Genomic DNA, 10355 nt, shown 5'->3' with positions numbered 1-10355 from the left:
CCGGCGAGGCCCGGGCCCGCCGCGGACGGCGCTCCGGCGCGCGGCTCCCGGCGGCTCCCGGCGCGGCGCCGGCCCGGTGGCGGGGGCCCGGCGGTCCGGCCGGGGAAGGGGGCGGCCTCAGCGCTTGCCGGTACGGGCGGCCTTCGGGGTGACCAGGCGGCTGCCCACCCAGTCCTTGCCGACGCTGACGCTCTTGGTCTGGGACAGGCCCGCGGTGGTCGCGGACTCGCCGATGTCGCTCGGCTCGACGTAGCCGTCCCGGCCGGTCTTGGGCGTCAGCAGCCAGATCGTGGCGCCGTCGTCGATCATCGTGGTGGCGTCCACCAGCACGTCCGTCAGGTCGCCGTCGTCCTCGCGGAACCACAGCAGCACGGCGTCGGCCACGTCCTCGTAGTCCTCGTCCACGAGGTCCTGACCCGTGATCTCCTCGATGCCCTCGCGGAGCTCCTGATCGACGTCGTCGTCGTAGCCGATCTCCTGGACCACCTGACCGGGCTGGAAACCCAGCCTGGCGGCGGGGTTGGTCCGCTCCTCCGCGTGGTCCGCGGTCGCGCTCACGGATTGCCTCCTGTCATCTCGTGTTCATTCCTGGCCGCTGTACGCCTCGCGCGCACGCGGGACATTGGGCGTAGTCCACACGGGCCGGACGGATCGCGCAAGTACCCGGCCAGCGGTTCCCGCCCAAACGTTGACGTGTCGCCGCAAGTCGCCTCATCGGGGAACGGACCGGGGCCCTGGCCCGTGCGGCGAAATGCCCGTCTTGTTGGGTTGTGAGTGCCAGCGTACGCCGATCGAGGCACGCCCGGGGCCGAACGGCGCACGCCGGCACCCGACCGCCCGGGCGTAGCCTGGCAGGGCGGGCGCCGTCCGCCCCGGACCGCCCGGAGGCCGTCCGGGCGCCGTCTCACGGAGTGGTGTTACCACACGGTAGAGATGACGTACCCCAGACCCCGGGTACACGATGGAGATCGGCGCGGTTCCAGAGCACGGACCACCACAGCACGGGTCACCAGACCACCGCCGAGCACGACCCCGCGGGCTCGGCAGACGAGCACGACCGATAAACGTAAGGAATAGCGTGGCTTCCGGATCCGATCGCAACCCGATCATCATTGGCGGCCTTCCCAGCCAGGTCCCGGACTTCGACCCCGAAGAGACCCAGGAGTGGCTCGACTCGCTCGACGCCGCCGTCGACGAGCGAGGCCGTGAACGCGCCCGTTACCTCATGCTCCGCCTCATCGAGCGCGCCCGCGAGCGGCGGGTGGCGGTACCCGAGATGCGCAGCACCGACTACGTCAACACCATCGCGACCAAGGCCGAGCCGTTCTTCCCCGGCAACGAGGAGATCGAGCGCCGCGTCCTGAACGCGACCCGCTGGAACGCGGCCGTGATGGTCTCCCGGGCCCAGCGCCCGGGCATCGGCGTGGGCGGCCACATCGCCACCTTCGCCTCCTCCGCCTCCCTCTACGACGTGGGCTTCAACCACTTCTTCCGGGGCAAGGAGCAGGGCGACGGCGGCGACCAGGTCTTCTTCCAGGGGCACGCCTCCCCCGGCATCTACGCCCGCGCGTACCTGCTCGACCGGCTCACCGAGGGCAACCTCGACGGCTTCCGGCAGGAGAAGTCCAAACCCGGCCACGGCCTGTCCAGCTACCCGCACCCGCGGTCGATGCCGGACTTCTGGGAGTTCCCGACGGTCTCCATGGGCCTCGGGCCGCTCGGCGCGATCTACCAGGCGCGGATGAACCGCTACCTGGCGGCGCGCGGCATCGCCGACACCTCTCGCTCGCACGTGTGGGCCTTCCTCGGCGACGGCGAGATGGACGAGCCGGAGTCGCTGGGCCAGCTCTCGCTGGCCGCCCGCGAGGGCCTGGACAACCTCACCTTCGTGGTGAACTGCAACCTCCAGCGCCTCGACGGCCCGGTGCGCGGCAACGGCAAGATCATTCAGGAGCTGGAGTCGGTGTTCCGCGGCGCCGGCTGGAATGTGATCAAGCTCATCTGGGACCGCACCTGGGACCCGCTGCTGGCCCAGGACCGGGACGGCGTGCTGGTCAACAAGCTCAACACGACGCCCGACGGCCAGTTCCAGACGTACGCCACCGAGACCGGCGCGTACATCCGCGAGCACTTCTTCGGCGACGACCTGCGGCTGCGCAAGATGGTCGAGGGCATGACCGACGACCAGATCCTGCACCTCGGGCGCGGCGGCCACGACCACCGCAAGGTGTACGCGGCGTACAAGGCCGCCGTGGAGCACCAGGGCCAGCCGACGGTCATCCTCGCCCAGACCATCAAGGGCTGGACGCTCGGCCCGAACTTCGAGGGCCGCAACGCGACCCACCAGATGAAGAAGCTGACGGTCGCCGACCTCAAGCGCTTCCGCGACCGGCTGCGCCTGCCGATCCCGGACAAGGAGCTGGAGTCCGGTCTGCCGCCCTACTACCACCCGGGGCGGGACTCGGAGGAGATCCAGTACATGCACGACCGCCGCTCCGAGCTCGGCGGGTACGTGCCCACGCGCGTGGTGCGCGCCAAGCCGCTGGCCCTGCCGGGCGACGCGGCGTACGCGGCGCTGAAGAAGGGCACCGGGCAGCAGCAGATCGCCACCACCATGGCCTTCGTGCGGCTGCTGAAGGACCTGATGCGGGACAAGGAGGTCGGCAAGCGCTTCGTGCCGATCGCGCCCGACGAGTACCGCACCTTCGGCATGGACTCGCTGTTCCCCTCGGCGAAGATCTACTCGCCGCTGGGCCAGCTGTACGAGTCGGTGGACCGCGAGCTGCTGCTGGCCTACAAGGAGTCGCCCACCGGCCAGATGCTGCACGACGGCATCTCGGAGGCCGGCTGCACGGCCTCGCTGATCGCGGCGGGCTCGGCGTACGCCACCCACGGCGAGCCGCTGATCCCGGTGTACGTCTTCTACTCGATGTTCGGCTTCCAGCGCACCGGCGACCAGTTCTGGCAGATGGCCGACCAGCTCGCGCGCGGCTTCGTGCTGGGCGCGACCGCCGGCCGCACCACCCTGACCGGCGAGGGCCTCCAGCACGCGGACGGCCACTCGCAGCTGCTCGCCTCGACCAACCCGGCGTGCGTGGCCTACGACCCGGCGTTCGGCTTCGAGATCGCGCACATCGTGCGGGACGGGCTGCGCCGCATGTACGGCGAGCACCGCGCGGACGAGGACCCGAACGTCTTCTACTACCTCACCGTCTACAACGAGCCGATCCACCACCCGGCCGAGCCGGCGGGCGTGGACGTGGAGGGCATCCTCAAGGGCCTGTACCGCTACCGGCCCGCCGAGGCCGGCGCCGTCCCCGCGCAGATCCTGGCCTCCGGCGTGGCCGTGCCGTGGGCGGTGGAGGCGCAGCGGCTGCTGGCCGAGGAGTGGAACGTCCGGGCGGACGTCTGGTCGGCCACCTCCTGGAACGAGCTGCGCCGCGACGCCGTGGCCGCCGAGGAGCACAACCTGCTCCACCCGGAGGAGGACCAGCGCGTGCCCTACGTGACGCGCAGGCTGGCCGACGCGGAGGGCCCGAAGGTGGCCGTGTCCGACTGGATGCGCGCCGTCCCGGACCAGATCGCGCGCTGGGTGCCGGGCACGTACCAGTCGCTGGGCGCCGACGGCTTCGGCTTCGCCGACACGCGCGGGGCGGCCCGTCGCTTCTTCCACATCGACGCGCAGTCGATCGTGCTGGCGGTGCTCACCGAGCTGGTCCGGGAGGGCCGGATCGACCGCTCGGCGCTCAAGCAGGCCGTGGACCGCTACCAGCTCCTGGACGTGACGGCGGCGGACCCGGGCCCGGCGGGCGGCGACGCGTAGCCCCTGGCGACAGAGGGGGCGGGGCCGGGGTGCTGACCCCGGCCCCGCCCCTTCCGCGCTCCGGGCCGCGCCGGACGGCCCGGCCCGGGGCGCGCCTCACCGCTCCCAGATCTTGACCGCCCGCACCTGGTACGGAGACTCCGGCACCCACGTCCCCGACGGGTACGTCGCGAAGTCACCCGTCTCGGCGCACTCCGCGCTCTGGTATGTGGTGACCGGCTTGCGGGTGCGGTTGGCCAGCGACGCCGCCGTGCCGGTCGACAGGCGCACGCACTCCTCGATGTCGGTGTCGGCCAGTTCGCGCACCTCGCGCGCGCCGGAGAAGGCACTGCCGTGCCACAGGCACAGCTGCCCGGTCGCGCACGGGCCGAGGCGGGGTGGTGAGGCCTCGGCCGGGGCCGGGGACAGGGCGGCGGAGACGGCGGCCAGGACGGCGCCGGCCGCCGCGGTGAGGACGACGGCCGACGTGACGCCGGCTGCGGTGATCGGACGCGTACGGCTCATGTGGGTCACTCCCCCGTGTCTGGACGGTCCATGGTGTCGGAAACGATGCGTAGCGCTCTGCGGACCGCGCACGGCAACCAGCGTGGGCAGGCGCCGACCGCGGCCACAAGGAATCCGGGTGGACATCCTCCTGATAGGGGAAAGGCGACCGGGCCGGGCAGGGCACGGGCGCGGGTATCGTGAGCCGGGTCATGGGCGGCAGACAGCGGACTGACGGGTTCACCCCCCGGTGACGGCGGACCAGGCGGCTTCGGCCCGCGCCGGGCTGCGCGAGCGCAGGAAGCAGCGCACGCGCGGCGCCCTGGTGCGCGCGGCGCTCGCCCGGTTCACCCGGCAGGGCTACGAGCAGACCACCGTGGAGGAGATCGCGGGCGCCGCCGAGGTGTCCCAGCGCACGTTCTTCCGCTACTTCGCGAGCAAGGAAGAGGTCGCCTTCGCCACCCAGGAAGCCGCGGAGGCGCACTTCTTCGCCCGGCTGCGCGAGCGGCCGCCCTGCGAGCCGCCGCTGACCGCCCTGCGGCGGGCCGCGCTCGGCGCGTGGGACACCATCGGCGACGCCATCGGCGAGCTGGTCCCGGTCGAGCTGCACGTGCGCGCGTACCGCATGATCGAGTCGACTCCCGTGCTGCTCGCCGCGCACCTGCGGCGCACGGCGGAGCTCCAGGAGCGCACCGCGCGCGAGATCGCCCGCCGCGAGGGCCTGGACGTGGACGCCGACCCGCGGCCGCGCCTGGTGGTGGCGGTGTTCGGCGGCGCCACGCGGGTGGCAGGGAAGCTGTGGGGCGAGTGCGGTGACTGCACCGCGGAGTCGCTGCGCGAGCTGACCGCCTTCTACCTGGACCACCTCGGCGCCGGGCTCGCCGAGCCGTGGGCCGCGGGGCCCGCCGGGCGCGTTCCGCCGCCCCTGCGCGGCGGCCGCGCTCCTGTGAGCACACCCGGTCAAACGTGAGATGACTCACGCAACCGGCCGGAAGGAGGCGTGCCTCTCCTAGGGTGTCCCGCGGTGACTACCTGTTCGGAGCGCGTCTCTTTGCTACCCACGTCCACCGCCCGGCGCGGTCTGCTCGCCTTGGCGATGGTGCTCGTCCTCCTGGCGACCACCGGCTGGGCGGCCCAGCGCAGGGCGGCACCCGATCCGCTCACCGCGGCGCTGAAGGAGTGGCGCGCGGGCACGCTCGCGGGCCGGCCGCTGCCCGCGCCGGACGCCCCGCCGCACGTCCTGGCCCGCTTCTTCGGCTCGCTGACCGCCGTCGAGCGCGACCGCCTCGTACGCCGCTACCCGCTGGCCGTGGGCAACCTGGGCGGCGCGCCGGTTTCGCTGCGCTACCGCGCCAACCGGGTCGCCCTCGCCCAGGCCCGGGAGGTCCAGCGGCGGCGGATGGGCGACCGCCGGCTGACCGCGCTCGGCCGTCGCGAGGCGGGCCGCCGCATGCACCGCTACGAGTCGATGCTGCGCCCGGGGCGGCAGATCCTCGCCTTCGACCCGTCGGGCGCGGGGCGGGCCGCCGAGGTGTTCGGCGGCCTGGAGCGGGCCCGCCGGGTGACGGTCGTCGTCCCCGGCGTGGACACCGGCATCCTGAACTTCGAGCGCACCAACGGCGCGCGCACCGCGCCGTCCGGCATGGCCCGCGCGCTGTACGAGGCGGAGCTGGCCGCCGACCCCGGCGGCCGGGACGCGGTCGTCGCCTGGGCCGACTACACCGCCCCGGACGGCATCGGCGTGGACGCCGCCTCCGCCCGGCTGGCCGCCCGCGGCGCGCCGCGGCTGCGCGCGCTGGCGCTGTCCCTGCCGGGCGACTCGCGGCTGACGCTGGTCTGCCACAGCTACGGCTCGGTGGTGTGCGGCCTGGCGGCCCGCCGGCTGCCCGCGCGGGTGACCGACATCGTGGTGGCCGGCAGCCCGGGCGTCCGCGCGGACCGCGCCGCGGACCTGGGCACGCGGGCGCGGGTGTGGGCCACGCGGGACGCCGGGGACTGGATCGAGGACGTGCCCCACCTGGAGGTCGGCGGCTTCGGGCACGGCGCCGACCCGGTCTCCCCCGGCTTCGGCGCCCGGGTGCTGTCGGCGGCCGGGGCGCGCGGGCACGGCGGGTACTTCGAGCCGGGCACGGCCAGCCTGCGGAACTTCGCCGCGATAGGGGTCGGCGCCGCCGGCTGGGTGACCTGCGCGGACGGCGCCGACTGCACGGTGGGTCTGCGCCGCGGCGGGCGGCCGGCGCGGGCCTGCCCCGGGCCCGGCGGCACGGCGCCGTACGGCGTCTGACGGAGTGTCGGGCGGGGCCGCCGAGGCCGGAACCGGACGGTCGGCATAGCGGACGGCGTGGGAAAAATCGTTCGACGCGCGTAGTTACGGGTGGGGGACGGAGCGCTCGCCGCCGCATACGATGAGCCGCATGGGTGATGTGCTGGCCGGTTTCCAGACCGTCTGGGAGTTCGACACGAACTCTGTGCTCATCCGCTTTGAACGGGGGATCCGCACACCGAAGCTGTTGCAGGCGCTCGGTGAACGCCGCGTGCCGTACGAGGCGCTGGCCGCCGTGGAGCTGACGCCCGGCAGGCGGGGCACGGTGGCCCTGCGGGCCGTGCCGCGGCCGGGCTCCGATCCGCTGATGGAGGCGGCTGACGGGCAGTTGAAGGAGGGTTCCGACCCCTACCGGCTGGTGCTGCCCGCGGAGCGGGAGCCGCTGGCCCGGTTCTACGCCGACGAGATACGGTCCGCTCTCGGCCCCGACGCCGGCGCGCCCGCCGAGGCGCACCTGGTGGCCGCGCCCGCGCCGCCGCTGTCCTTCAAGGCGTACGACGGCAAGGCGTCCTTCGACGGAAAGGCCGTCACCTTCCGCTGGTTCAGGACCGGTGCGTCGTCGGTGAAGTGGAAGGCCGGGGACCAGCGGTTCCGGGTGGACGAGCTGAGCGGTCTTCAGTGGCGCTCGCCCGAGGTCGTCGACGGCCACCTGCGACTGCTGGAGCGCGGCGCCGAGGACGCCGAGCCGGGCGCGGCCGACCAGGACCCGGCGGCCGTCGTCTTCGGGATGGGCTACGGCCTGGTCCACGAGTCGCTGCCGTTCGCCGCCTGCCTGCTGGAGGCCATCAGGGCCGGTGCGCCCGGCGCCGCCGACGCGGCCCCGGCCCCGCGCGCGGCGGCGGCCGCGCGCCGCGACCCGGCCGACATCGCCGACCGCATCCGCCACCTGGGGGACCTGCACACGGCGGGGCTGCTGACGGACGAGGAGTTCAGCGCGAAGAAGGCCGAACTGCTCGCGGAGCTGTAGGCCCGGCCTTCCGGCCCCTCCGGCCCCTCCGGCTCGTACGGCTCCCACGGCTCCCACGGCTCGTACGGACAGAAAGGGGCCGGAAGGGCCGGGCGGGCCGGGTGGCTACCCGCGGCCCTCCGCCGCCCACGCCATGTCCGGGTAGCGGTCACCCGCGACCTGCCCCGCGAGGGGTTCCAGCGCCGCGAGGTCCGCGTCGGTCAGCTCGATGCGGGTGGCGGCCGCGTTCTCCTCGACGCGGGAGCGCCTGCGCGTGCCGGGGATGGGGACGACGGTCAGCCCGTGCGCCCGCGCCCGGGCCTGCACCCACGCCAGCGCGACCTGCCCGGGGGTCGCCCCGTGGGCCGCGGCGACCGTGCGGACCGGCTCCAGCAGGGCCGCGTTGGCCGCCGCGTTGTCGCCGGTGAAACGCGGCATGCCGCGGCGGGCGTCGCCGTCCGGCAGCTCCTGCTCGGCGTCGGTGAACGAGCCGGTCAGGAAGCCGCGGCCGAGCGGCGAGAACGGCACGAAGGCCACGCCCAGCTCGCGCGCCGTGTCCACGATGGCGCCCTCCGGGGCGCGGCTGAACAGCGACCACTCCGACTGGAGGGCCGCGATCGGGTGCACGGCGTGCGCCGCGCGCAGCTCGGCGGCCGTCACCTCGCTCAGGCCCAGGTGGCGCACGGTGCCCGCCGCGACCAGCTCGGCCATCGCCCCGACGCTCTCCTCGATCGGCACGGCGGGGTCGCGGCGGTGCATGTAGTACAGGTCGATGTGGTCGACGCCGAGCCGCCGCAGGCTGCCCTCGACGGCCTGCCGGATATAGGCGGGATCGTTGCGGACGTCGCCCGCGGCGTAGGGGCGGCCGTTGCCCAGGGGCCGCACGATGGCGAACTTGGTGGCCAGCACCAGCTCGTCCCGGTGGGCCCGCACGAACGGCGCCAGGAACTCCTCGTTGGCGCCGAACCCGTAGACGTCGGCCGTGTCGTAGNTGACCCCCAGCTCCAGCGCCCGCTCCAGCGTCGCCCGCGCCTCGGTCTCGTCCGTGGGCCCGTACGCGTGGCTCATGCCCATGCAGCCCAGGCCCTGCACGCCGACCCGCGGGCCTCCGGCGCCCAGCGCGACGGTCGCGATCGTGTCGTTGCTCATCAAGCCGTCAAACCCTCTCCGACACCCAGCGGGCGCCAGCGTAGAAATCGATCTTGCGGTCGAGGACGTCGAGTGTGCCGCGCAGCTCGGCGATCCGCTGCCGCACGTTCTCCCGGTGGGCGGTCAGCAGCTTCTCCCGCTCGGCGTAGGTGTGCTCGCCCTGTCGTACGAGGTCGGCGTAGCGGACCATGTCCGCCACCGGCATGCCGGTCAGCCGCAGCCTGCCCACGAGGTCGAGCCAGTTCAGGTCGCGGTCGGTGAAGCTGCGCTGCCCGGTGTGGGTGCGGTCCACGTGCGGCATCAGTCCGATGCGCTCGTACCAGCGCAGCGTGTGCGCCGACAGACCGGTGCGGGCGGCCACCTCGCTGATCGTGTAGCGGCCCGGCCCGTCCGGGTCCGGTGGCGGCACGGGCGTGCCGGCGCAGCGGGACCGGCGGTGGGCGGCGGTCTGCGTATCCGTCGCGGACATGCGGCCTCGTCTCTTTCGTCGCCGTGGTTCGGTGGTCACGACCTGGTCAACGCTAGAGACTTCGAGTGCACTCCAGGCAAGCGGGATTCCGGCGGCCCGGCCCGGGCCCGGCCTGGACCCGGGCCGGGTGTCACAGGCAGGGCCTAAGCTCGGGGCCATGGAGAGTCTGCGGATGGCGGGGACGTGGCCGGTGCCGACGGCGGCGGCCGTGGTGGTGCGGGCGGATGGGACGGTGGCGGGGGCGTACGGGCCGCAGGACCAGCGGTTCCCGCTCGCCTCGGTGAGCAAGCCGCTCGCGGCCTACGCGGCGCTGATCGCCGTGGAGGAGGGCGCCGTCGAGCTGGACGAGCCGGCCGGGCCGCCCGGGTCGACCGTCCGGCACCTGCTCGCCCACACCTCGGGGCTGGCCTTCGACGAGCACCGGGTGATGGCCGAGCCGGGCACCCGGCGGCTGTATTCCAACGCGGGTATCGAGGAGCTGGCCGACCACATCGCGAAGGCCGCCGACATCCCCTTCGCCGAGTACGCGCGGCAGGCGGTGCTGGAGCCGCTGGGCCTGGCGTCGACCGAGCTGTCCGGCTCGCCCGCCAAGGACGGCGTGTCCACGGCCGCCGACCTGGCCCGGTTCGCCGCGGAGTTGCAGGCGCCGCGGCTGCTGAGCCCGGCCACGCTGGCCGAGGCCACCGCCGTCGCCTTCCCCGGGGTCGGCGGCGTGCTGCCCGGCTTCGGGCACCAGCGGCCGAACGACTGGGGGCTCGGCTTCGAGATACGCGGCCGCAAGTCGCCACACTGGACGGGCGCGGCCTCCTCGCCGCGCACCTTCGGCCACTTCGGGCAGTCGGGCACGTTCCTGTGGGTGGACCCGGAGGCGGGGGCGGCCTGCGCGGCGCTGACGGACGGGGTGTTCGGGCCGTGGGCGGTGCAGGCGTGGCCCGCGTTCACCGACGCGGTGCTGGCCGAGCTGCGCGCCGCCTGAGCCGGTCCGGGCCGTCAGCCGGGGGACGGCTCCGCGGGCAGCTGCCACACCAGCAGCTCCGCCGGGCCCTCGGCCGTCGCCGTCAGGCCCGCCGCGTCCGAGATCCGCGCCGCGTCGCCCGGGCCGAGCACCGCGCCCGGCTCCGGGCCGCCCGCCGCACCCGGGCCGGCCGCCGCACCCGGGCCG

At 74.4% G+C, this 10355-nt stretch carries 9 protein-coding genes; 5 read left to right on the top strand and 4 right to left on the bottom strand.

The genetic code is table 11. The features are described 5' to 3' along the window. Positions 1-117: 117 nt before the first annotated feature. The gene (locus tag RKE29_RS23610; protein WP_312007600.1) at positions 118-558 is read right to left on the bottom strand and encodes a DUF3052 domain-containing protein; all 441 of its coding nucleotides are present in this window, start codon (positions 556-558) and stop codon (positions 118-120) included. Between the two features lie 520 nt (positions 559-1078). On the opposite strand from RKE29_RS23610, the gene aceE reads away from it, so the two are divergent. Continuing rightward, positions 1079-3823 (top strand): pyruvate dehydrogenase (acetyl-transferring), homodimeric type, encoded by a 2745-nt coding sequence (gene aceE / locus RKE29_RS23605; RefSeq protein WP_312007599.1) that lies wholly within the window; start codon positions 1079-1081, stop codon positions 3821-3823. A 96-nt stretch (positions 3824-3919) separates the two neighbouring features. Here the strand turns inward: aceE and RKE29_RS23600 are convergent, their stop codons facing one another. Further along, positions 3920-4327 carry a peptidase inhibitor family I36 protein gene (locus RKE29_RS23600; RefSeq protein ID WP_312007598.1) on the bottom strand — a complete coding sequence of 136 codons (408 nt, stop codon included), beginning with the start codon at positions 4325-4327 and terminating at the stop codon, positions 3920-3922. Between the two features lie 229 nt (positions 4328-4556). On the opposite strand from RKE29_RS23600, the gene RKE29_RS23595 reads away from it, so the two are divergent. The 3 genes from RKE29_RS23595 to RKE29_RS23585 all read left to right on the top strand — a co-directional run bounded on the left by RKE29_RS23595 (position 4557) and on the right by RKE29_RS23585 (position 7596). Beyond that, entirely contained in the window at positions 4557-5276 is a 720-nt protein-coding gene (locus tag RKE29_RS23595) for a TetR family transcriptional regulator (protein ID WP_312007597.1), read from the top strand. A 126-nt stretch (positions 5277-5402) separates the two neighbouring features. After that, on the top strand, positions 5403-6590 hold the full coding sequence (locus RKE29_RS23590; RefSeq protein ID WP_312007601.1) for an alpha/beta hydrolase: 1188 nt from the start codon (positions 5403-5405) through the stop codon (positions 6588-6590). 130 nt (positions 6591-6720) lie between these two features. After that, entirely contained in the window at positions 6721-7596 is an 876-nt protein-coding gene (locus RKE29_RS23585; RefSeq protein WP_312007596.1) for a DUF4429 domain-containing protein, read from the top strand. Between the two features lie 105 nt (positions 7597-7701). Here RKE29_RS23585 and RKE29_RS23580 read toward each other — a convergent pair whose 3' ends face one another. Together RKE29_RS23580 and RKE29_RS23575 are read right to left on the bottom strand one after the other, a co-directional pair. Then, entirely contained in the window at positions 7702-8724 is a 1023-nt protein-coding gene (locus RKE29_RS23580; protein WP_312007595.1) for an aldo/keto reductase, read from the bottom strand. A gap of 7 nt (positions 8725-8731) precedes the next feature. Beyond that, entirely contained in the window at positions 8732-9193 is a 462-nt protein-coding gene (locus tag RKE29_RS23575) for a MerR family transcriptional regulator (RefSeq protein ID WP_312007594.1), read from the bottom strand. 157 nt (positions 9194-9350) lie between these two features. Between RKE29_RS23575 and RKE29_RS23570 the strand changes: the two genes are divergently transcribed. Next, positions 9351-10169 carry a serine hydrolase domain-containing protein gene (locus RKE29_RS23570; protein ID WP_312007593.1) on the top strand — a complete coding sequence of 273 codons (819 nt, stop codon included), beginning with the start codon at positions 9351-9353 and terminating at the stop codon, positions 10167-10169. Positions 10170-10355 lie beyond the last annotated feature (186 nt).

This window comes from Streptomyces sp. B1866, from assembly GCF_031932565.1.
Classification (GTDB): domain Bacteria; phylum Actinomycetota; class Actinomycetes; order Streptomycetales; family Streptomycetaceae; genus Streptomyces.
Note: the sequence above shows the minus strand (reverse complement) of the source record. Positions and strands in the feature narration are given on the sequence as shown.